Source organism: Methylobacterium variabile (assembly GCF_001043975.1).
Lineage (GTDB): Bacteria > Pseudomonadota > Alphaproteobacteria > Rhizobiales > Beijerinckiaceae > Methylobacterium > Methylobacterium variabile.
The window spans coordinates 1-22,577 of sequence record NZ_LABY01000260.1 but is presented as its reverse complement, the minus strand read 5'-3'; the positions used below and the strand labels follow the sequence as shown (position 1 = coordinate 22,577).

Genomic DNA, 22,577 nt, shown 5'->3' with positions numbered 1-22,577 from the left:
GGGCAGCTGGCGCAGGTCCGCGGGCTCGCGGACGCGGTCGAGGAGGGGGAGAACCAGATCGGACAAGTCGTGACACTCGCTGTTCAGGGGCGGACCCCGCTCGGGCCTGACGGCCGGGAGTCCTCGCAACTGACGGCCGTTATACCGCAAGCGGCCGGTCGCGCCATCGCGCGGCTCGCTAGCGTTACGGTTGCGGCTGTGCGCAGGGCAACAACTCCGAAGAACATCCTGAACCCGAAGTGAATTCCGGGCGCGGCGGGACAGCTGCGTCCGGATGCGCTAGAGTGATGGGGCACGGTGAGATCGCCCGCCGATTTTGCCAATACGCATCCCCTCACGGAGGTCAGATGAGACGGTCGATACCGGCTCGCGGGCTCGTCCTGGGCATCCTGTTCGCGGTGCCGAGCCAAGCGGGGGCGGTACCCCTGTACCCCAACCTGGATCCCGCCTGGCTGCCGCATCTTCCGGTCTGCCCACCGTCGGACCGGACCTGCGACGCGGTCTCGCGGCGCCGGATCCCCGTCTGCACCTGGCGGGTGCGGCCGACGCCGGAGGGCCCGCGGCGGGTCCGGATCTGCGCGTGACCCTCGCCGCGATGCCGTCCGCCCGCGGCGCCCTCGGCCTGCTCCTCCTGATCCTGCCCGGGCCAGTCCTGGCGCGCAGCTGCCCGGAGCACTTCGCCGGCGGCACGCGTCCCGCGCTGACCAACCCGCGGCTCTCCGCCGACACCACGCTCCTGTGCTACCAAGCCTTCGCGGTCCTGTATTCGGGGCTGTCCCGCACGCCGCTCTACGCCGCCGAGCACCTCACCGCCGCGCGGGTCGAGGCCGCCCGCCGGGTCGACCGGGTCGACGCCTTCCACGAGGAGGACGACCTGCCGGAGGCGACACGCTCCGAACTCGCGGATTACACCGGCAGCGGCTGGGACCGGGGCCACATGGCCCCCTCGGGCGACATGCCGAGCCCGAGCGCGCAGGCCGAGTCCTTCAGCCTCGCCAACATCGTGCCGCAGAACCCGGACGGCAACCGCCGGCTCTGGGCGGGGATCGAGAGCAGCGTGCGGGCGCTGGCGGTCGAGCGGGGCGACCTCTTCGTCGTCACCGGGCCGCTCTTCGAGGGTTCCAGTGTGCAGTCGCTCCGGGGCCGAGTGCTGATCCCGACCCGGCTGTTCAAGGCGGTCTACGACGCCAACCGCGGTGAGGCCGGGGTCTACCTCGCCCGCAACGCCCCGGGCGACGCCTGGGAGGCGATCTCCCTCGACCAGCTCGCCGCGATCGGCGGCCTCGTCGCCTTCCCGGACCTGCCGGCTTCCGTCCGCCGCCGCACCATGGCCCTGCCCGAGCCCCGGCGCGACGAGCATGCCGGCAGCCGCCGCGAGCCCGGCTTCCTCGACTGGCTCGCCGCCGAGCTGCGCCGCGCCGCCCGCCGCGCCTGGCGCGACTTCCTCCGCTCGCTGTTCTGAAGGCCCGTCATGCCCGCGCACGCGAAGCCGACCTTCACCCCGTTCGCCGACGACGCCGCGGTCCAGACCCTCGGCGACCTGACCCTCGAGAACGGCACGGCCCGGGTCGTGCTGCACGGCTCGCTCGAATTCGCCCGCGACCGGGAGAGCCTGGAGCGGGCGAAGGCGCTCAAGGAGACGCTGGCGGCGATCGTGACGGCGCTCGAGGGCGAGGCGGACCTGCCCGAGCGGGCGCAGGAGGTCCGGGTGGCGACGAAAGAGGTCAAGAATCCGTTCGGGTGACTTGGCCCGGGACGACGGTTCCGGGGCGCCCTCGCGCCGCCTTGCACCCCCCCGGCGGCCCTGGTAAGCGCGGGAGCACTCCCCATTCCCACGCGCGGCCGCCCGCGCCGGCACCCGGCGGTCCAGATCGTCTCCCGGGAGCCGGCCCGAATCCGGCAAGGACCACTCGGCCAGACCGCGCGACAGACAACCGGCAAGAAATCCCAGAAAGACCAGCCCATGGCCCGTGAATTCATCTACCACATGCGGGGTCTGACCAAGACCTATTCCAGCGGCAAGAAGGTGCTCGACAACGTGCACCTGTCCTTCTACCCGGACGCCAAGATCGGCGTGCTCGGTGTCAACGGCGCCGGCAAGTCGACGCTGTTGCGCATCATGGCGGGCATCGACACCGAATACTCCGGCGACGGCTTCGTGGCGGAGGGCGCGCGGGTCGGCTACCTGCCGCAGGAGCCGCAGCTCGATCCGGACAAGACCGTGCGCGAGAACGTGATGGAGGGCGTCGCCGAGTCCCAGGCGATCCTCGATCGCTACAACGAGCTCGCGATGAACTACTCCGAGGAGACGGCGGACGAGATGACCCGCCTCCAGGACGAGATCGAGGCCAAGGGCCTGTGGGACCTCGATTCCAAGGTCGACCAGGCGATGGACGCCCTGCGCTGCCCCGGCGACGACGTCGCGGTCGCGACCCTCTCGGGCGGCGAGCGCCGCCGCGTCGCGCTCTGCCGCCTGCTCTTGTGGCAGCCCGAGCTCCTGCTCCTCGACGAGCCGACCAACCACCTCGACGCCGAGACCGTGGCCTGGCTCGAAGGCCACCTGCGCTCCTACCCGGGCGCGATCCTGATCGTCACCCACGACCGCTACTTCCTCGACAACGTCACCGGCTGGATCCTCGAGCTCGACCGCGGCCGGGGCATCCCCTACGAGGGCAACTACTCGTCCTGGCTGGTGCAGAAGCAGAAGCGCCTCGCACAAGAGGGCCGTGAGGAGGAGGCGCGCCAGCGCACCCTCGAGCGCGAGCAGGAGTGGGTCTCGGCCTCGCCGAAGGCCCGGCAGGCCAAGTCCAAGGCTCGTATCGCCCGCTACGAGGAGCTCGTCGCCAAGTCGCAGGAGAAGGGGCCCTCGACCGCGCAGATCGTCATCCCGATCGCCGAGCGGCTGGGCAACAACGTCATCGAGTTCGAGCACCTGGAGAAGGCCTTCGGCGACCGGCTGCTGATCGACGATCTGTCGTTCAAGCTGCCGCCGGGCGGCATCGTCGGCGTGATCGGCCCGAACGGCGCTGGCAAGACCACCCTGTTCCGGATGATCAACGGCCTGGAGAGCCCCGACAAGGGCGAGATCCGCGTCGGCGAGAGCGTCAAGCTCGGCTACGTCGACCAGTCCCGCGACGCACTCAACCCCGACGCCACCGTCTGGCAGGAGATCTCGGGAGGCAACGACATCCTGTATCTCGGCAAGCGCGAGATCAACAGCAGAGCCTATTGCGGCGCCTTCAACTTCAAGGGCTCGGACCAGCAGAAGAAGGTCGGCGTGCTGTCGGGCGGCGAGCGCAACCGCGTCCACCTCGCCAAGATCCTCAAGAGCGGCGCCAACGTGCTGCTGCTCGACGAGCCGACCAACGACCTCGACGTCGACACCCTGCGGGCGCTCGAAGAGGCGCTCGAGGATTACGCCGGCTGCGCGGTGATCATCAGCCACGATCGCTGGTTCCTCGACCGGATCGCGACCCACATCCTCGCCTTCGAGGGCGACAGCCACGTCGAGTGGTTCGAGGGCAACTTCGCCGATTACGAGGCGGACAAGAAGCGGCGCCTCGGCGTCGATTCCACCATCCCGCACCGGATCAAGTACAAGAAGTTCAGCCGCTGAATGGCGGGAGGCGGCGCTCCGGCGCCGCCTCCTTCGAACACGACGCCGACGAGGAAACGGGCCCTGCGGGGCCCGTTCTCGTGTGGGGATCGTGCGACCGGGCTACCGGGTCGCCGAGTACAGCGAGGCGCCCGAGGCGATCGGCGAGGTGACGGTGGAGAAGACGCTCAGCACCTTCTGGACCTCGGTGAAGGGGGCGTTCGAGACGTAGACGAGGTCGCGGTTGCGCATCCGGAACGCCTGGGAGACGAACAGGCTGTTGGGATCGCGCATGTTGATCCGGTAGACCACCGGCACGAAGTTCGCGCTGAGCAGCGGGCTTGCCGGATGCAGGCGGCGCACCACCGAGGCCGGCTCGAACCGGAAGACGAACACGCCGGCCGGGTCGGCCTGGAAGTCGCGCAAGCCCCCGGCCTTGGCGAGCGCCTGGGCGAGCGTGATGCCCTCGGCCGAGAACGGAATCTCGAAATTCGCCCCCGTGGCGCCGACGGCCAGGAAGGTCTGGGGATCGCGCACCAGGGTGAGGGTGTCGCCCGGGCGCAGGAAGATGTTCTCGCGCGGGTTGGAGACGACCGCGGTCATCGGCACCGTGGCGGTGGTCGAGCCGCGCGAGAGCCGCACGAAGGTCTCGTTCACCGGCGCCGAGATGCCGCCGGCAGTGGCGATCACGTCGAGCAGCCGGTCGCCCTTCTCGGTCAGCGGCACGCGGCCGCCGCCGAGGACGGAGACGGGAGCGGCGCCACCAGCGCGGCCCGCCGCCGCCAGGCGGGCGCCGCCGCCGGCCGCCGCCGCCTCGCCCAGCACCGTGACGCTGGTGCTGAGCGGCGAGTTCACGGTGACGAGCACCTGCGGCTGGATCGCCTTGCCGGCGAGCTCCTGCTCGATCTGGGCCTGGACGTCCGGGGCGCGCTTGCCCGCCACCTGGATGCGGCCGGCATAGGGCACCGAGATCGTCCCGTCCCGGGCCACGATCTGCTCGGGAATGCTGGAGGATTTCGAGCCCGTGGAGAAGCGGTCGGCGATCGCGGGGCCCGAGAACAGGCCGCCGCTGCCGGCCTCCCAGATCGTCACGGTCACGGCATCGCCGACGCCGATCACCGGCTGGACCGAGGGGCGGCGGTCGCCGAAGGAGGCGAGCAGGCTGTCGAGGGGGCGGCCGCGCAGGGCCTCCACCACGGCGGCGTCGACGTCGACGATCTCGTAGCGGGCGAGCAGGCCCTGGTCGGTCGCCACGTCGGCGCCCTTCTCCACCGCGCTCGCCGTCGGCCCCGCCGCGGGCAGGAAGCCGCTGCAACCCCCGATGAGGCAAGCCGCCGCCAGGACCGCTGGCAAACCGACGCGCACCATGCACCACCCTCCGAACGACGTCGGGCCATCCGCGATGGCCCTCGGTCCTGCTCCATCGATACCGGCCGCGCCGCGTGCGGGCCGGCATTCGCCCTGATCGGCGGACGCGCCTGGGCGCGGCCGCACGCGGCCACGCTTCGCCAGCCTCCCTCTAGCATCCCGGATCGCTGCGATCGATTTAACGGGACGCCGCCGGGGCCGTCGGCATGCACAAGCGGCGCCGGTGTTGCGCCGGGTCCACTCCGGGCCGGCCTGCCGGGAGGGCCGTCGGCCGCAAATGCGTCGCGAGCGTGGCGGCAGGCGCGGCTCCCCTGGCGCCGATGCAATCGGGCGTGAATCCTGGGGATGATTTTCCGAAATTCCACGTTCCTGCCCAGATCACCGGCCTAATGGCGGCGGTCGACCGCGACGGCCGGATCCCTCAGGCGCAGCACTGTGATTTCCCGCAGGTGTTGCAGCCCTGCCATTGTCCGTCCGGGCTCGGCCGGTAGTGTCCGCGTCGTCAGCGGCTCGCGCGCGGCTCGCGCGCCCCGAATGTCCGTCCGGGCGGGCTGGCAGCAGCCTGCTCGGACCTTCGCCGTCCCAGGGCCCGACCGGAGACCGTGAGCGGTCGCCGGCTCCCGCCCAGACCCGAGGTGTGCCCGTGAGAGCTGATCCCGCGCGAAACGTCGAACCGAGCCGCCAGGAGACCCGGCAGCCCGTCCGCCCGGGCCACCGCCAGGACAGTCGTCAGGTCTTCCTGTTCCTGCAGGGTCCGGTCACGCCGTATTTCGCCCGGGTCGCCGACGCGCTCGAGGCACGGGGCCATCGCTGCCTGCGGGTGAACCTCTGCTTCGGCGACTGGCTGTTCTGGCGCCGGGCCGGCGGGGTCAACTTCCGCGGCACCCGCGAGACCTGGCCGGCCTTCATCGCCGACCTGATCGACCGCGAGGGCGTGACCGACCTGATGCTGCTCGGCGAGCAGCGCTACTACCACAAGGTCGCGATCGCCGCCGCCAAGGCCCGTGGGCTGAACGTCACGGTGACGGATTTCGGCTATCTGCGGCCGGACTGGATCACGCTCGAGCGCGACGGCATGTCGGGCGACAGCTGCTTCCCGAAGGACCCGGACGCGGTGATGGCGCTGGCCGCGCAGGCGCCCGAGCCCGACCTGGTGCCGCGCTACCGCGACAGCTTCCTCACCCAGGCCTCCTGGGACATGGCCTACCACCTGATGAGCAACTGGCTCTGGTGGCTCTATCCCGGCTACAAGTCGCACCAGGTGCACCACCCGGCCCTGGTCTATATCGGCACCGGCCTGCACATCCTGCGCGCCAAGCGCACCGGCCCGCGGGGCGACGCCCTGGTGCGCCGCCTGCGGGAGGCCGGCACGCCCTACTACGTGCTGCCGCTGCAGATGGAGAACGACTTCCAGCTGCGCGCCTACTCGCCGTTCTTCGACCTCAAGACGCCGATTCACGCGGTGATCCGCTCCTTCGCCGAGCACGCGCCGGCGGAGTCGCGCCTGCTGGTCAAGATCCACCCCCTCGATCCGGGCATCCGCAACTGGTCGCGCATCGTGCGCCGCTCGGCGGTGAAGTGGGGCGTCGCCGACCGGGTCGACTTCGTCGACGGCGGCGACCTCGGCGCCATGCTGGAAGGCTGCCGGGGCGTCGTCACGGTCAACAGCACCGTCGGCCTGTGGTCGATGCGCGCCAACAAGCCGACCATGACCCTCGGTGCCGCGATCTACGACATCCAGGGCCTGACCTACCAGGGCGCGCTCGAGACGTTCTGGACGAAGGCCGAGCCGCCCCGGCGCGACCTCTGGGACGCCTTCATCAAGGCGATCGTGGCCAACATCCAGATCCGCGGCGTGTACTACAAGGGCGAGGGCCTGGCGGCGGCGGTGGAGGCCACGGCCTCCCGCCTCGACCTCACGCAGGGCGCTTGGCTCGAGGTGCGCTCCCGGGCCCGCACCCTGCCCGAGGCGGCCGACGACCTGCCGGGGGGCATCGAGGCGCTTCAGAACGCCTGAATGCGCAAGCACGAGAGGCGAGACCAGAACGGGGCCGGCAACGGCCCCGTTGTCGTTTCCGGACACCGTCGGCGCACGCACCATCTCAAGGTTTCGCATAAGTTAAAGCCAGATCAACATCGCCCATGCTGGTTTGAAAGCGCCGCATGCTTCGACAGGAAGCCGGCACTCACTGTCTGTCCTGTATATGTCCGCAATGTTGCGGGATTCAGTTCAGACAAACTCCTGCCTTGCCGAGGGCGAGCCGGCGGGAGGACCTGCTCTTGTCGCGCGACGCCGCCGTCCACGGCGATGAGGGCGGCCGCGCGGAACCGGGAGGATCCGCTCCGATGTCGTCCATCTCGACCTCAACCGTTTCGAGGGGCGAGGGCCCCCCGTCGCTCGTCCGTGGCGCAGCACGCGCCCTCGGCGCGGTCGTCCGGGCGCCGCTCTGGATCGCGGGCGTCGCCGGGGCCGACAAGTCCTTCGCCAAGAATCCGATCCTCGGCAGCCCGGCCCTGAACCGGCTCGGCCTTCATGTCGGTCGGGTACGGCTCGCCGCCCGCATGGCCGAGCAGCGTCGCGCGCGGCTGGCAGGCCTCCTCGACCCGGCCGATCGCGCCGCCTTCGATCGCGACGGCATCGTGGTCAAGCGCGACTTCCTCGACCCGGCAGCCTTCGCGGCGCTGAAAGCCGAGATCTACGGCCGCAGCTTCGAGGCGCGGGAGCTGCGCCAGGGCCAGGCGGTGCAGCGGATGGTGCCCCTCGGCGGGCGGTCCCTGGCGACGCTGCCGCACTTGAAGGCCCTGACCGAGCATCCGGGATTGCGGGGCCTGACCTACTACGCCGCGTCCCGGGCCGGCGAGCCGGTCTACTATCTCCAGACGGTGCTGGCCGAACCCGACGGGCCGAACGACCCGCAGACCGCGCTCCACGCCGACACCTTCCACGCCACCACCAAGGGCTGGTTCTTCCTGCACGACGTCGCCGAGGAGGACGGGCCCTTCACCTACGTGCCGGGCTCGCATCGGGCGACGCCTGAGCGGCTCGAGTGGGAGCGGGCACAGAGCATCGCCGCCCGGAGCGCCGCCAACGGCCACCACGCCGCCGGCTCGTTCCGGATCGCCGAGGACGAGCTCGCCGGGCTCGGCTACGGCCGGCCGGTGCGGGTGGCGGTGCCGGGCAACACCCTGGTGATCGCCGATACCTTCGGGTTCCACGCCCGGGCCCCGAGCCTGCGGGCGAGCACCCGGGTGACGGTGCACACCTATATCCGCCGCAACCCGTTCCTGCCCTGGACCGGCCTCGACCCGAAGGCGCTGCCGGGCCTGCGCGGGCGGGAACTGTCGCTCTACCTCGGCCTGCAGGACGCGAAGCGCCGCCTGACCGGCCGCGGCGCACCCTGGCGCCCGGTCGGGGCCGTCGCCATCGACGCGCCAGCCCGGATCTAAGGGCGTCTCATCGCATGGGCGCCGCGCGGGCGCGCGATCGAGGTCCGGACGATGACCTCCGGACCTCGGATCACCCGCGCCGCAGCAGATGGCGCCAGACCGCCGACCAGACCTGCTTGAGCAGAGCCTCGGGGGTGAGGGCCCGGCGCGCCAGCTCCGGGTCGCCCTCGGCGAGGCGCTGCACCAGCACCTCGGGCGGGCAGGGCAGGCCGGTGCGCGGATCGACGTAGCGCGGATAGAGGATGAGGGCGCCCGCCACCAACTCGTCGAGGCTGAGGCGGCGGGTGCGGCGGAGGCAGCCCGGATCGTCGGTCAGGCCCCAGCCGGCGTAGAACGGCACACCGTGGGTGGTCACCGCCTTGCCGCGCAGAAGCGCCTCGAAGCCGATGAGCGAGGTCACGACCTCGACCCGGTCCGCCGCCTCGATGGCGTCGATCGCCGAGACGTCGCGCAGCACCACGTCCGCGTGGGTCGCGAGGACGTCCGGCGGCACCCAGCCCGGCCGCAGGCCCGCCTCGACGTCCGGGTGCGGCTTGAAGGCAATCACGGCACCGGGATTGCGCTCGCGCGCGAGGCGCAGGAGCGCCGCGTTGCCCGAGACCGTCGCAGCTCCGAGGCGGATCGAGGCGTCGTTCTCGACCTGGCCGGCGACCAGCACCACCGGTCCCGGCCGCGGCATCGGCGGCATCGCGGCGCTGCCGACGTTGTACTTGCTCACCCGCGCCGCGATCACCGCCTCGCGCAAGGCGGCCGCCCGGGCGAGGAGATCGGCCGAGAAGCTGCCGGTCTCGAGCAGGTGCTCGAGGTCGCTCTCGCGCGTCGCGTCGTAGTAGACGCCGGCGGCGTCGAGGACGTGCGAGGCGCCCGGTCGCAGGGCGACCCCGAGGCCGATCGAGCGCAGGAAGCCGTCCTCCATGCGCAGGAGCGGCACGCCGGCCTCGCGACAGGCCGCCTCGGTCCCCGCCGGCATCCGGCTCGCCCAGGTCACGACGCGTCGGACCGCCGCGAGCTCACCGGCGGTGACCGGCGCATCGCCCCGGCGCACCACCGGGCGGCTGCCCGGCGCCGACAGGGTCCGGGAGATCCAGTCCCGCTTCCACGCCGAGAAGCCGACGCAGAGGGTCGGCACGGCGTTCTCGCGCCAGCGCGCCGCGACGAGGTCGAGGATCGCCACGGCGTCCTCGAACCGGGCCGGCGCCCCCGTGTAGGGGTCGAAGTAGCGCGAGCAGACCAGGTAGGCGGCGGCGAACACCTCGGCCGGCTCACGCCGTCGGGTGCGCCGGGGCAGGTGCAGCCGGTCGTCGGTGAAGCCCCAGCCGGCGTAGAAGGGCAGGCCGAAGCAGGTCACCGGCGTGCCCGCCAGCGCCGCCTCGAAGCCGGCATGGGCGGAGACGACGTAGACGCGGTCGCTATCCTCGGCCACTGACCAGGCCGTGACCGGGTCGACCACCAGCCGGGCGCCCGCAGCTTCCGCCGCGGCCGCATCGATGTGGCCGCGCCGGCCCACCTTCGCCGCGGGATCCATCACCACTAGGCGCTCGGCCTCCGGCGCATCCGCCGCGGCGGCCGCCAGCATCGCCCCGAAGGCGCTGGCCCCGGCGAGGCCGAAGCCGACCGTCGGGTCGCCGACGGCCTGGTCGACGATCACGACGCGCCGGGTGGCGGCATTCCCGTGCGCCCGCGCCGGCAGGTCGCGGCGGCGGGGATCGTTGTCGAGGCTGAGCCGCCCCTCGCGCAGGCGGGCGATCCCGGCCCGGGCGCGCGCGAAGAGCTCGTCCGACTCCCAGCCGCCCTCCTCGAGCATGACCTCGAGCTCGCTCGGCGCCGTGGCGTCGTAGTGGATGCCGAGCCCGTCGATGATGTAGCTCAGGGCCCGCTCGGGACGGGCGTCGCCGAGGCGCAGGAAGCCCTCGTCCCAGCGGTCGCTCAGGCGCACCCGCCGCGAGGTCGGCTCGCTGCCCAGGCGGCGCGAGCGCCGCGGGCCGGGACCCTCCGACTCCGACGGCATCCGGGGCCACAACCGCTTCAGCTTGCCGCGATCCATCCGCCTCTCACTCACTGCGGACCGTGCCGCCCAGGCGATGCAACCCGGAGGAGGGGCCGTTCCACATCACCCCGGTCCCGTCAAGCACGCACGGCATGCGCACGGGTCCGGATCCCGGCCGCGCTCCGGTGCATGGGCGTCAGTCCTGCCCCGGTTCTCGTTAAGACGGATCTGACGTGCCCGCCCCCGCATGCCGGCTTTTTCCGCGACCCGGCAGGGACCGTCGTGCTACAGGCGCGGCCGTGCCGCCGCGTTCCGATCGTCCCGAGGGAGTCGCCATGCCCGTCATCCTGATCACCGGCGCCTCGAGCGGCATCGGCGCGGCCCTGGCGCAGCACTACGCCGCCCCCGGCACCACCCTGGTCCTGAATGCCCGCGGCGCGGAGCGCCTGGAGGCGGTGGCGGAGGCCTGCCGGCGCAAGGGCGCCGATGTCGAGGCCCGGTCCCTCGACGTGCGCGACCGGGACGGCGTGCGGGCCTGGATCGACGACGTGGCGGAGCGCCGCGGCCTCGACCTCGTCATCGCCAATGCGGGCGTCAATGGCGGTCATCCCGACGGCGGCCTCGAGACCGAGGAGACCGCCTTCCTGGTGCTCGACGTCAACCTGATGGGCGCCCTCAACGTGGCACTGCCCTGCGTCGCCCGGATGGCGGAGCGAGGCCGCGGGCAGATCGCGCTGATCTCCTCCCTCGCCGCCATCGCGCCGCTGCCGGACGCGCCCGCCTATAGCGGCACCAAGGCGGCGCTCCTCGCCCACGGCCTCGCGCTGCGCGAGAAGCTGGCGCCCAAGGGGGTGCGGATGAACGTGGTCTGCCCAGGCTACGTGAAGACCGCCATGGGGGCCGACTACGAGGGCTGGCGCCCGCTCGAGATGAGCGCCGAGGCGGCGGCGCGGCGCATCGCCAAGGGACTTGCCCGCGACGAGGCGGTGATCGCCTTCCCGGCGGCGCTGGCGGCCGCGGCCCGCGGCGCGGCGCTGCTGCCGGAATCCCTGCGCCGGCTCGGCATGCGCGGCTTCAGCTTCCGGATGAGCGAGCGGCAGCAGCGCTGAGCTCGGCCCCGTCGCGGAGAAGGAAGGACCCGGTGCGGATTGCCCTGTTCACCCTCGAGGCCCTGCCCAACGCCCGGGCGGTGCGCCGCTTCGTGGCCGACCACGCCGAGCGGATCGCCTTCGTGGGCCTGTCCGACCCCGAGCGGCCGAGCACCGGCGGGCTGACCGGGCAGGTGCGGCGCCACCTCCGGCGCTCCGGGCCTGGCTTCCTGCCCTATCTGGCGGTGAATTTCGGCCTGCCCGACCTCGTCCGCGGCTTAAGCCCGGCGACGCAGGCGCTCGCCGGCAGCCGCGACGTGCCGGAGGCCACGCCCCTGCGCACGCTGTGCCGGCGCCTCGGCCTGCCGCACACCACCGTCACCGACGTGAACGGGCCGGAGGTGACCGGGCACCTGCGCCAGCACCGGGCCGACCTGATCCTGTCGTTCCACTTCGACCAGATCTTCGACGCCGCGACCCTCGCGGCGGCGCCGAAGGGCGGGCTCAACGTCCATCCTTCGCGGCTGCCGCGCCACCGCGGCCCGGTGCCGACCCTGCACGCGCTCCTTGATGACACGCCGGATTTCGGCGTCACGGTGCACCGGCTCGCACCGACGATCGATGCCGGCGGCATCCTGGCGCAGCAGGCCGTGGCGCTGCCCGCCGACGTCACCGCCTCGCGGGCCGCCATTCTGCTGCACGAGGCGGGCCGGCCGCTGCTGGATGGTGTGCTGGCCGAGGCCGAGCGGGCCGGCGCGCTACCGGAGGGGCGGAGCGTCCCTGTCCTGCCCTATTGCGGCTTCCCGACGCCGGCGCAGCTGCGCGACCTGAAGCGGCGGGGCAGGAAGCTCGTCGATACCGGGGACCTGCGCGAGGCGCTAAGCCTGTCGCTCAAGCCGTGATTCGGCTCCATCGGCGTGCAAGTCCCGACGCGCGCCGACCTGAACCGGATCCGCCACGTCATCCCGGGTTCCGCTGCGCGGCCCCCGGGTTGCCGATGGAAGGGTTTTTTTTGAGACGCGGAGGGATTACGCCCGCCGCGACATCAGCCGCTCGACCAGCGAGCCGCCCCGGTTCAGCTCGTCGAGTTCGTCGGCGAGCGCCGTCACGGTCTCGCGGATCTGCTCGGGCGTGTGCTCGGAGGTGATGAAGAAGCGCAGGCGCGACGAGCGCTCCGGCACCGCCGGATGGATGATCGGCTGCACGTTGATCCCGCGCTTGAACAGCCGGTCGGACAGGGTCACGGCCTTGAGCGAATCGCCCAGGATCACCGGCACCACCGCGAGGCCGAGGCTCGTGCCGGTGTCGAGGCCGCGCTCGCGGGCGCAGGCGAGGAACAGGGCGCCGTTGCGGCGCAGGCGCGCCACGCGCTCGGGCTCGCGCCGCATCAGGGCGAGGGAGGCGGTGGCGGCGGCGGCGAGGGGCGGCGACAGGCCGACCGAGTAGACGAAGCCGCCCGCGGTGCATTTCAGGAGCTCGACCAGGGCCGCGGCGCCGGCGATGTAGCCGCCGCAGGACGACAGCGTCTTCGACAGCGTGCCCATCCAGATGTCGACGCTGCCGGGGGCGACGCCGCACTGCTCGTGCAGGCCGTGGCCGTCCTGGCCCAGCACGCCGAGGCCGTGGGCGTCGTCGACCATCAGCCAGGCGCCGTAGCGCTCCTTGAGGGCGACCACGCCGGCGAGGTCGGGGGCGTCCCCGTCCATGCTGTAGAGGCCCTCGATCACGATCAGCGCCCGGCGGTGCTCGTGGCGGGTCGCGTGCAGCAGGGATTCGAGGGCCTGGAGGTCATTATGGGCGAAGCTGCGGCGCTGGGCGCCCGACAGCTGCGCCCCGGTGACCACCGAGTTGTGGATCAGGGCGTCGTGGTAGATCACGTCGCCGGGCTCGAGCAGGGCCGCGATGGTCGCCACGTTGGTGGCGTGCCCGCTCACCATCACGACGCAGGCCTCGGTGCCGTAATGCGCGGCCAGCGCCCGCTCGAGGGCGAGGTGGCCCGGGCGCTCGCCGGCGACGATCCGGCTCGCCGAGGCCGAGGTGCCGTAGGTCGCGAGCGCGCCTTGCGCCGCCGCGTTCACCTCCGGATGGCCATTGAGCCCGAGATAGTCGTAGGACGAGAAGTTGACGAAGGGCCGGCCGTCGATCTGCGTCGTGGCGCCGGCCTTGGCGTCGTGGACGCGGAAGAACGGGTTGCCGAGGCCGATCAGGTCGGCCGCCGAGCGCTGGAGCTTCAGCTCCTTGTAGGCGGGCAGGCTGTCGAAGCTCTGGGCCTGGGCGAGGGCGGGCTTGGGCGTCGGGCGGGCCGGCGCGGGGCGGACGGGAGCCTTGCCGAGGCGGGCGGCGACGAAGCCCGCCAGGGCCTCGCGTCCGCCCGCGCCGTTGGAGGATCCGCTGCTCATGAGGTGATGACCTTGATGTCCTGGCTGTTCTGCTCGACCAGCACCTGGAGGGACTGCAGCGCCTCGGCGTCGACCGCCTCGGCCCCGCCATGGCGCTGCGACAGGCTGAGCACCGCCGCCGCGCTCTCGTCGACCGGGGCCGAGACCGACTGGATCAGGGTATCGGCGAGTTCGGTCACGGTCTGGCCGCTCGACACGCCGGCGGGCGGCGCCTCGAGGCCGAAGCGCTCCTGCAGGCTCGCGCCGAGCTCGACGCCCATGAGCGAGTCGAGGCCGATCTCTGAGAGCTGGCGCACCCGGCTGATGTCGTCCTTCGGCAGGCGCAGGATGCGGGCGATGTCCTCCACGATGGCGTCGGCGACGGTCTTGCGGACCTCGTCGAGGTCGTGGGCGCGCAGCAGGGCCGGGATGCTGATCGCGGCCTGCCCGCCGGACTCCGCCTGCTGCTCGGAGCCGAGGCTGGCGTAGCTCGGGGAGCGCAAGGTCGCGAGACGCTCGCGCGCCTTGCCCCAGTGCATCGCCGCGATGGCGATCACCGCGTCGTCGGGAGCGGATCCCTGCGACCCCAGCGCCTCGGCCATCAGGTCGAGGGACTTGCGGGCGTCGACCGGCGTCACGCCGACGCGGCCGGCCAGCGTCTCCATCACGGCCTTGTTGCGGGCGAGCACGCCCACGTCGCCGATGGCGCCCCAGGCCACCGCCAGGGCCGGCAGGCCGAGGCGGCGGCGCTGGCGGGCGAGGCCCTCCATGAAGCCGTTGGCGGCGACGTAGGAGCCCTGGCCCGGGTTGCCGATGAAGGTCGTGGCCGAGGAGAACAGCACGAAGTAGTCGAGGGACCGGTCGCGGGTGAGCGCGTCGAGGTGGCCGGCGCCGGTCACCTTGGGGGCGATCACCGCGTCGAGGGCGGCCGGGTCGAGGTTGGCGATCAAGCCGTCCTGCAGCACCATTGCGCCGTGGATGATGCCGGCGAGCTTGCGCCCCCCGGCCTCGACGCGGGCGAGCAGGCGCCGGACGGAAGTCTGGTCGGCGATGTCGCAGGACTCGACCTGCACCGCGACGCCGCGGGCCTTGAGGTCGGCGATGGCCGAGAGCGCGGCCTCGCCGGACGGCGCCTTGCGGCCGACGAGCGCGATGTGACGCGCGCCCCGGTCGGCGAGCCAGCGCGCCGCCTCGATGCCGAAGCCGCCCAAGCCCCCGGTGACGAGGTGGACGCGGTCGGGCGCCACCACGAAGGGCTTGCCGGTCTCGGCCGGGACCGTGCCGGCCCTCGGCGGCGCGATCACGATCTTGCCGACATGACCGGACTGCTGCATCAGCCGGAACGCGTCCGAGACCTCCTCCGCCGCGAAGGGCTGGTAGGGCAGCGCCTTCAGGCTGCCGTCGGTGAACAGCGCCATCACCTCGCGGAACAGCCGCTTGCCCTCCTCCGGCTGGAACTGGAGCAGCTGGTCCAGGTCGACGCCGAAATAGGACAGGTTCCGGCGGAACGGCCGCAGGCCGATATGGGTGTTGGCAACGTAGTCGCGCTTGCCGAGTTCCACGAAGCGCCCGAAGGGCTTGAGCGCGTTGAGGCTGCGCTCCATCGCCTCGCCGAACAGGCTGTTGAGCACCACGTCGACCCCGTCGCCGGTGATGCGGCGGATGTCGTCGACGAAGGCGAGCGAGCGCGAATCGAGCACGTGCTCGGCGCCGAGCGCCTTGACCAGCGCGCGCTTCTCGTTCGAGCCGGCCGTGGCGATGACCCGGGCGCCGCGCATCCGGGCGATCTGGAGCGCCGCGAGGCCGACGCCGCCGGCGCCGCCATGGACCAGCACCCACTCGCCGGCCTTGAGGCGGGCGAGCGTCACGAGGCCGTAATAGGCCGTGAGGAACGCCACCGGCGTGGTGGCGGCGGCCTCCGACGACAGCCCCTGCGGAGCCGCCGCCACGACCATCTCGGGCACCACGATGTGGGTGGAAAAGCCCGACTGGGCGAAGGCCACCACCCGGTCGCCGGGCTTGAACGCAGTCACGCCCGCGCCGACGGCCGCGACGCGGCCGGCGCATTCGAGGCCGAGCCGCGGACCGGCGAAGCCGTCCTCGAGGATCTCCTCGGGCAGCATCGACAGGGCCCAGAGCACGTCGCGGAAGTTGAGGCCGGTGGCCTCGACCGCGATCTCGATCTCGCCCACGCCGGGCGCGGCGCGCTCGGCCGGCCCCCAGTGCATCTCGTTGAGGCCGCCGGTCGTGCTGCGCTCGAGCCGCGCGGCCGGGGCTGCGGGACCGGACCGGCGGGCCAGACGCGCGCCCTGCGAGAAGCGCACCACGCGGGTGGCGTCGTCGTCGACCACGATCTCGGTCTCGGGCGTGCCGGACAGGATCAGGTCGCGCAGGCGCTCGGCGGAGCGCTTCGAGGAGATCGCCGTCGAGAGGTCGATGCGGCGCACGTCGAGGCTGGCGACCTCGTTGGCCAGCGTCCGGGTGAAGGCCCACATGCCGGCCTCGACGCCGCAGGCGAGCCCGCCGCGGTCGCGGGTGGCGCCGGGGCAGACGACCCAGAGCCGGGTCTGGCGGCTGCCGAGGTGCTCGACGCAGCGCTTGAGCCCGAGGCAGCGCTCGCGCAGCCGCTCGGCCGGCTCGCCGCCGCGGTTGAAGGCGCCGGCGAGGTACACGACCGTGTCGGGCGTCTCGCGCTCGAGCTCGCGCAGGGAAGCCTCGGAATCGAGGATGATCGAGACGTGGACCCCGCTCGCCACCAGCAGGGTCGCCAGCGAGGAGGCGGTCTCGGCCGCGAACTCGTCCTCGGAGCCGATCACGAAGGCGAAGGTCTGGCCGGCGGCGGCCTTCGGCCGCGGCGGAGCCTCGGCCAGAAGCAGCAGGTCGTTGCCGTTGCGCGTCACCGCCCGGTCGGCCGCGACCTTGACGAGGCCGACGGCGCTCAACGAGCGCTGCCAGGCGGCGACGTCGTCGAGGCGCCCGACCGGCACCTCGCCGACGGTCTCGAACCAGCCGGCGTTCAGGCCGAACACCATGTCGCGGAACAGCGAGGCGCCGGGCTCGACCGCCGCGAACAGGCCGCCGGCCGCGAGGCTCGACGCCAGCGGGCTCAGGAGGTCGCGCGAGGCGCGGTGGAGCACGTCGCTCGCGAGCACCGCGTCGAAGGCGGCGAGGCCCAGCGCCGCCGGGTCCTCGACGACCGTGACGCCGGCGGGCAGGGCGAGGCGGGCGCGCTCGGCGAGGCGCCGGTCGGCCTCGAACACCGTCAGGCGCGCCTCGTTGAGGCCCGCGAAGGTCGCGACCTGGGCCGAGAGCGGCCCGAACCCGACCTGGAGCAGGCGCAGGGCCCGGTCGCGCGGCAGGGACGCGGCGCTGTCGGAGAGGAGCCGCATCACCGCGTCGGCCGAGGCCCGCACGGTGGCGCCGCGCAGCGAGAACGCGTCGAGCGCCGCCTGCGGCAGGGACGGGGCCTCCGCCAGCGTGCCGGCCAGGATGCGCGAGACGACGGCGCCGAGGTCGGCGCAGAGCAGCAGCTCCGCCGACAGCTCCGGATGGTCCGCCGCGATCCAGCGCATGATCTCGTCGGGCGCCGGGAGCGTCACGTCGGCGCGCAGGCGCCAGCGACCGTCGCCGGCTCCTTCCGCGAGGCCGCTGACTTCCAGCGCCAGGAGCTGGTTGACGAGCCAGGGCCGCAAGGCCGTCGGCAGCCGGCGCGAGGCTGCGACGTCGACGACGCCGCCCGCCGCGAGGCCGCGGGCCAGCTGGTCGGCGAGCGAGGTCGCCCAGCCCTCGAGCAGCATGTGGCCGCCGCCCAGGGCCGCCTCGCCGGTGGCCGTGACCGCGCCGGCCTGCCGGCGGACAAGCGCCGCAATGGCCGGCTGCGGCTCGAGGGCAATCGCCGTCGGCTCGGTGGCGAGCTCGGTGAACTGGCGGATCGCGAAGGCGTCGAGGTCGTTGCCGGCCTTCATGCGCAGGGCCTGGAACCGGCCCTCGCGCAAGGTGGCGACGACCTCGCCGGCCTCGTCCACCAGGGTGAAGTCGGCCAGGATGCTGCGCTCGTTGCACCGTCGGGTGCGGATCACCGCCCGGGCGATCGCCGCGCCCGGCCGCAGCAGCCGGACCTCGCCGAAGCGGATCGGCACGTAGGCCCGGGTCGCCGCCTCGCCGAGGAGGTCGGCGAAGAGCAGGATCAGGCCGTGGAAGCAGGAATCGAGGCGAGCCGGCACGAGGCCGTAGCGGGCATTCGCCTCGGCCGGCACCAGGTCGGACACGATGGTGGCGTCGTCGATCCGCGCGCTGCGGGCGACCTGGCGGAAGGTCGGGCCGAAGCCGAGGCCGGACGCCCTGGCGCGGGCGTAGAGCGCCTCGCCCTCGACCGTGGTCTCGGACGGCAGGGCCGCCATCTCGCGGCCGGACAGGCGAGGCGGGAGCGGCGTCTCGCCCTCGACCAGCTTGGCCACGGCGTGGAGCTGCCACGGCGCCTGGCTCAGGCGCGGCCGCGAGAGGATCTGCACGAGGTTGGCGCCCGGCGCGAACCGGGACAGCACCTCGCGCACCGCGTCCTCGGCGAAGACCATCGGCTGCTGGATCTCGAGATCGGCGAGGGTCACGCTCTCGGAGCGCACGATCTCGCGGCCGACAGCCAGCGCCATCTCGGCGAAGGCCGCGCCGGGCAGGATCGCCTGACCGTCGATGCGGTGGTCGTCGAGGTCCGGCAGGGTCGCGACGTCGAGATGGGCGATCCACTCGAGGCCGTCCGGCCCCTGGCGGCCGCCGATCAGCGGGTGGTAGGGCCGGGCGCTCGCGGGGTTCGCCGCCTCGGTGGTCTCGGGCAGGCGGAACACCTTGCGCTGCCAGGGGTAGTGGGGGAGCGCCACCACCCCGGCCGGGTCGCGCCCGAACGCCACGTCCTCGTCGACCGCGGCGCCGGCCGCCAGCGCCGCCGCCAGCGCCCGCCGGAACGGATCGGCGTCGAGCGCCTTCTTGGGCAGCACGCCGACCGTGGCGCCGTCGAGCCCGAGCGGCTCGAGGCAGTCGCCGATATGGGGCAGCAGGGTCGGGCGCGGCCCCACCTCGACGAAGACCCGGGCGCCGGCTTGCGCCGCGGCCTGGATTGCCGCGCTGAACCGCACCGGCTCGCGGATGTTGCGCCACCAGTAGCCAGCGTCGAAGGCGCGGCCGTCGAGCAGGCCGCCGGTCACCGTCGAGGCGAGCGGCACGGTGCCGGAAGCGGGGGAGAGCCCGGCGAGGTCGCGCCGCAGCGCCGCCTCGATCGGGTCCATCAGCCGGCCGTGGAAGGCGTAGTCGAGGTCGAGCTTGCGGCCGCGGCGGCGCTTGCGGGCGAGCGCCTTCATGGCGGCGTCGATCACCGCCACCGGGCCCGCCACGGTCACGGCCTTCGGGCTGTTGTAGGCGGCGATGTCGAGCTCGGGGTAGTCGACGAGGAAGGCCTGCGCCTCCTCGACGGGGGCGAGCAGCACCGCCATGGTGCCGAGCCCGCGGGTCGCCTCCTGGTGCTTCGAGCGGTAGAAGATGACCTTCACGGCCTGCTCGAGGGTCAGGATGCCGGCGGCCTCGGCGGCGCCGATCTCGCCGACCGAGTGGCCGACGATTGCTGTCGGCCGCAGGCCGACGGCACGCAGGGCCGCCGTCGAGGCCGCCTCGATGGCGAAGATCAGCGGCTGCGACACGCTGGTGAGGGCGAGCCGCTGCTCGAGGTCGTCGGCGTGCAGCGCCTCCTTCAGCGACCAGCCGGCGAGGGGCCGGAACAGGGCGTCGGCCTCGTCGAAGCGGGCGCGGAAGACCGGGTTGAGGGCGTAGGCGTCCCGGCCCATCCCGGCCCACTGGCTGCCGTTGCCCGAGTACACGAAGGCGACGCCGCCGGCCCGCTCGACCGCGGTGGCGACGACGGCCGCCGGGCTCTCCTCGCCCTCGGCGATCGCGCGCAGCGCTTCCGCCACGTCCTCCGGACCCTTGAGGGCAGGATCGCGCAGCGGGATCGCGACGCGGACCGGCAGGCGCTCGCGGCGATGCGCTGCCGCCGCGGCGACGCGGGCGACCTCGGCCGCGTCGGCCCCGTCGAGGCGCGCGGCGTAGTCCTGGGCGAGGTCGGCGAGCGCCGCCTTGGTCTGTGCCGAGACCAGCAGCACCTCGGGCTCGGGAGTTTGCGCGGCCGGTGCGGCCGCCGCGGTCGGCGCCGGGTCGGTCAGGATGACGTGGGCGTTGGTGCCGCCGAAGCCGAACGAGTTCACGCCGGCGAAGCGCTCCTTGCCCGTGCGGGGCAGGGGCCGCAGCTCCCGGTTGACCGCGAGGTTCAGCTCGTCGAACGGGATCGCCGGGTTGAGCTCGGCGCTGTGCAGCGAGGGCGGCAGCAGGTCGTGCTCGAGCGCCAGGCTGGCCTTGAGCAGGCCGGCGAGGCCCGACACCGGCTCGGTGTGGCCGATATTGGTCTTGATCGAGCCGATCGGCAGGGGGGCCGAGCGGCCGCGGCCGAGCTTGCCGCCGATGGCCCCGGCCTCGATCGGGTCGCCCACTGGGGTGCCGGTGCCGTGCGCCTCGACGAAGGTGATCGAATCGAGGGAGACCCCGGCCTCGTGGTAGATCTCGTCGAGGAGGGCTCCCTGCGCGTAGCCGGAGGGCAGCGAGATGCCGGTGGTGCGCCCGTCCGAGTTGACCTTCGAGGCGGCGATCACGCCGCGCACCGTCGACCCGTTGCGGGCGGCGGCACGCGCCGATTGCAGCACTAGGACGACGCCGCCCTCGGCGCGCACGTAGCCGTCGGCCTTGGCCGAGAAGGCCTGGCACAGGCCGGTGCGCGACAGCATCGAGGCGTTGGAGAACGACACGAAGTTGAACGGGCTCACCAGCAGGTTGACGCCCGCCACGACCGCCGTGTCGATCCGCCCCGAGGCGATCGCCGCGACCGCGGCGTCGAGGGCGACGAGGGACGACGAGCAGGCGGTGTCGAGGGTGAAGCTCGGCCCCTTCAGGTCGAAGATGTAGGAGATCCGGTTCGACAGGATCGACAGCGTGTTGCCGGTCGCCGCGTAGGCGTCGCCCGAGGCGGAATCGAGCACCCGCAGGTTGCCGTAGTCGAGGGAGGAAGCGCCCACGAACACGCCAATCGGGCTGCCGGCGACGGCCGACGGCCGCAGGCCCGCGCTCTCCAGCGCCTCCCAGGTCAGCTCCAGCAGCAGGCGCTGCTGCGGGTCCATCTGCTCGGCCTCGCGGGGCGAGATGCCGAAGACCGAGGGATCGAACGACCAGGGATCGTCGATGACGCCCGCCGCCCAGGTGTAGCTCTTGCCCCGCTCCTGCGCCCGGGGGTGGCCCATGCGCTCGAGGGACCAGCGGTCCTCCGGGATGCGCGAGACGGCGCACCGTCCCTCGACGAGCATCTGCCACAGACTGTCGACGCTCGAAGCGCCAGGGAGCCGGCAGGCCCGACCGATGATCGCGATGTCAGGACGCTGTATCACGTTCGATTCGCTACACGCTCATTACGGTGGACCGGACGCGACGGCGCCGCACCCGGGCATTCAGCCCAACCCATAGTATGAGGCCTGCATCGCGCCAACCCCCGAACGGCCCCAACCGCCCGGGCCGCACAAGACTTGGCCCAACTGTGACATGCCTTCATCAGTCAAAGTCCCGCCGCGCGGCCCGGCACAACGCCGATCCACACGATACGACAATGTCATCCGACAGAAATGTCCGGCAAGCTATACGATCCTGTTAAGCTCGGCCGTGGCCGCAGCCGGGCCGGAACGCAGTCGATGCGTTAGACCCGATGAATCAGGTCGTAATGGGGCAGCGCCGCACCGGAACCGCCCGTCCGGGGCGGAGCGATCAGAACGCCTTGAAGGTGATGATCGTGCGGGTATCCTGGATATCCGCGATGGTCTGCACGTGCTCGGCCACGAAATGCCCGATATCCACACCATCATCGACGTGAAACTTTGCCAGGACGTCGTAGTGCCCCGCCGTCGAATAGATCTCGGAGGCGATCTCGCGGTCGGCCAGCGCGCTCGCCACGGTATAGGTTTTCCCCAGGCGGCACTTGATCTCGACGAAAAAGGTCTGCATCGGCTCTCTCCTGGCAGTTTGCGGAATATCGTCTTGGAATAATTCCGGAACGAATGCGTGAGATCAGGCGTCGTCCGTCCGCATGGCGGCGGGCGGATCACCCGGTCTCGCACGGACCTGGCGGCTGCGTCGCCGGTCAGGGGCGTCCGACGCTGGCGTAGGTGAACCCGTGGCGGCGCACGTCGTCCGGACGGTAGACGTTGCGCAGATCGACGAGGATCGGCTCGGCCATCGCCGCACGCAGGCGCCTGAGGTCGAGCGCCCGGAAGGCGTCCCACTCCGTCACGATCACCAGCGCGTGCGCTCCTTGGGCGCAGGCATACGGGTCGGAAGCGTACTCGACCTCGCGCAGGAGCGGCCGGGCCTGCTCCATCCCCTCCGGGTCGTAGGCCACCACCCGCGCGCCGGCATCCTGCAGACCCGCGATGATCGCGAGCGAGGGCGCCTCGCGCATGTCGTCGGTGTTCGGCTTGAACGTCAGCCCCAGGACCGCGACGCGCCGGCCCCGCACGCTCCCGCCACAGGCCGCCACCACCTTGCGGGCCATCGCCCGCTTGCGCTGGTCGTTGACCGCCACCACCGTCTCGACGAGGCGCACCGGGGAGCCGGCGTCCTGCGCGGTCTTGACCAGG

The 22,577-nt window shown here is 72.6% G+C and carries 15 protein-coding genes; 9 read left to right on the top strand and 6 right to left on the bottom strand.

What is annotated here, in order from left to right:
• From VQ02_RS38820 to ettA, 5 genes are all read left to right on the top strand, one after another.
• A partial coding sequence (locus tag VQ02_RS38820; protein WP_209437084.1) for a hypothetical protein occupies positions 1-243 on the top strand: 243 nt, incomplete at its 5' end.
• 104 nt (positions 244-347) lie between these two features.
• Positions 348-584, top strand: a complete 237-nt coding sequence (locus VQ02_RS30040) for a hypothetical protein (RefSeq protein ID WP_048447919.1) — start codon at positions 348-350, stop codon at positions 582-584.
• Positions 585-595: 11 nt separating this feature from the next.
• Complete coding sequence (locus tag VQ02_RS30035; protein ID WP_048447921.1) at positions 596-1,462, top strand: DNA/RNA non-specific endonuclease; 867 nt, start codon at positions 596-598, stop codon at positions 1,460-1,462.
• Positions 1,463-1,471: 9 nt separating this feature from the next.
• A complete protein-coding gene (locus tag VQ02_RS30030) occupies positions 1,472-1,744 on the top strand; it encodes a hypothetical protein (RefSeq protein WP_048447918.1) in 273 nt (90 codons plus the stop codon).
• Positions 1,745-1,963: 219 nt separating this feature from the next.
• A complete protein-coding gene (ettA, locus tag VQ02_RS30025; RefSeq protein ID WP_048447917.1) occupies positions 1,964-3,616 on the top strand; it encodes an energy-dependent translational throttle protein EttA in 1,653 nt (550 codons plus the stop codon).
• Between the two features lie 102 nt (positions 3,617-3,718).
• Here the strand turns inward: ettA and VQ02_RS30020 are convergent, their stop codons facing one another.
• A complete protein-coding gene (locus tag VQ02_RS30020; RefSeq protein ID WP_048447916.1) occupies positions 3,719-4,963 on the bottom strand; it encodes a polysaccharide biosynthesis/export family protein in 1,245 nt (414 codons plus the stop codon).
• A 643-nt stretch (positions 4,964-5,606) separates the two neighbouring features.
• Between VQ02_RS30020 and VQ02_RS30015 the strand changes: the two genes are divergently transcribed.
• Positions 5,607-6,980 carry a capsule biosynthesis protein gene (locus VQ02_RS30015; protein WP_083469535.1) on the top strand — a complete coding sequence of 458 codons (1,374 nt, stop codon included), beginning with the start codon at positions 5,607-5,609 and terminating at the stop codon, positions 6,978-6,980.
• Positions 6,981-7,309: 329 nt separating this feature from the next.
• Positions 7,310-8,410: a phytanoyl-CoA dioxygenase family protein gene (locus VQ02_RS30010; protein WP_048447915.1), complete on the top strand. Its 1,101-nt coding sequence runs from the start codon at positions 7,310-7,312 to the stop codon at positions 8,408-8,410.
• A 70-nt stretch (positions 8,411-8,480) separates the two neighbouring features.
• On the opposite strand, the gene VQ02_RS30005 is transcribed toward VQ02_RS30010, so the two are convergent.
• Positions 8,481-10,454, bottom strand: a complete 1,974-nt coding sequence (locus VQ02_RS30005; RefSeq protein WP_048447914.1) for a capsular polysaccharide biosynthesis protein — start codon at positions 10,452-10,454, stop codon at positions 8,481-8,483.
• Positions 10,455-10,732: 278 nt separating this feature from the next.
• On the opposite strand from VQ02_RS30005, the gene VQ02_RS30000 reads away from it, so the two are divergent.
• Positions 10,733-11,506, top strand: coding sequence for an SDR family NAD(P)-dependent oxidoreductase (locus VQ02_RS30000; RefSeq protein ID WP_048447913.1), 774 nt, complete (start codon positions 10,733-10,735; stop codon positions 11,504-11,506).
• A gap of 32 nt (positions 11,507-11,538) precedes the next feature.
• Positions 11,539-12,387, top strand: coding sequence for a formyltransferase family protein (locus VQ02_RS29995; RefSeq protein ID WP_048447912.1), 849 nt, complete (start codon positions 11,539-11,541; stop codon positions 12,385-12,387).
• Between the two features lie 126 nt (positions 12,388-12,513).
• Here VQ02_RS29995 and VQ02_RS29990 read toward each other — a convergent pair whose 3' ends face one another.
• The 4 genes from VQ02_RS29990 to VQ02_RS29975 form a co-directional block, all read right to left on the bottom strand.
• Complete coding sequence (locus tag VQ02_RS29990) at positions 12,514-13,884, bottom strand: aminotransferase class I/II-fold pyridoxal phosphate-dependent enzyme (protein WP_048447911.1); 1,371 nt, start codon at positions 13,882-13,884, stop codon at positions 12,514-12,516.
• Positions 13,881-21,338, bottom strand: coding sequence for a type I polyketide synthase (locus VQ02_RS29985; RefSeq protein ID WP_048447910.1), 7,458 nt, complete (start codon positions 21,336-21,338; stop codon positions 13,881-13,883). The genes VQ02_RS29990 and VQ02_RS29985 overlap by 4 nt, the downstream gene beginning before the upstream one ends.
• 370 nt (positions 21,339-21,708) lie before the next feature.
• Positions 21,709-21,945: an Lrp/AsnC ligand binding domain-containing protein gene (locus VQ02_RS29980; protein WP_048426071.1), complete on the bottom strand. Its 237-nt coding sequence runs from the start codon at positions 21,943-21,945 to the stop codon at positions 21,709-21,711.
• A 136-nt stretch (positions 21,946-22,081) separates the two neighbouring features.
• Positions 22,082-22,577: UDP binding domain-containing protein (locus VQ02_RS29975; RefSeq protein WP_048447909.1), on the bottom strand; the 496-nt coding region annotated here is incomplete at its 5' end.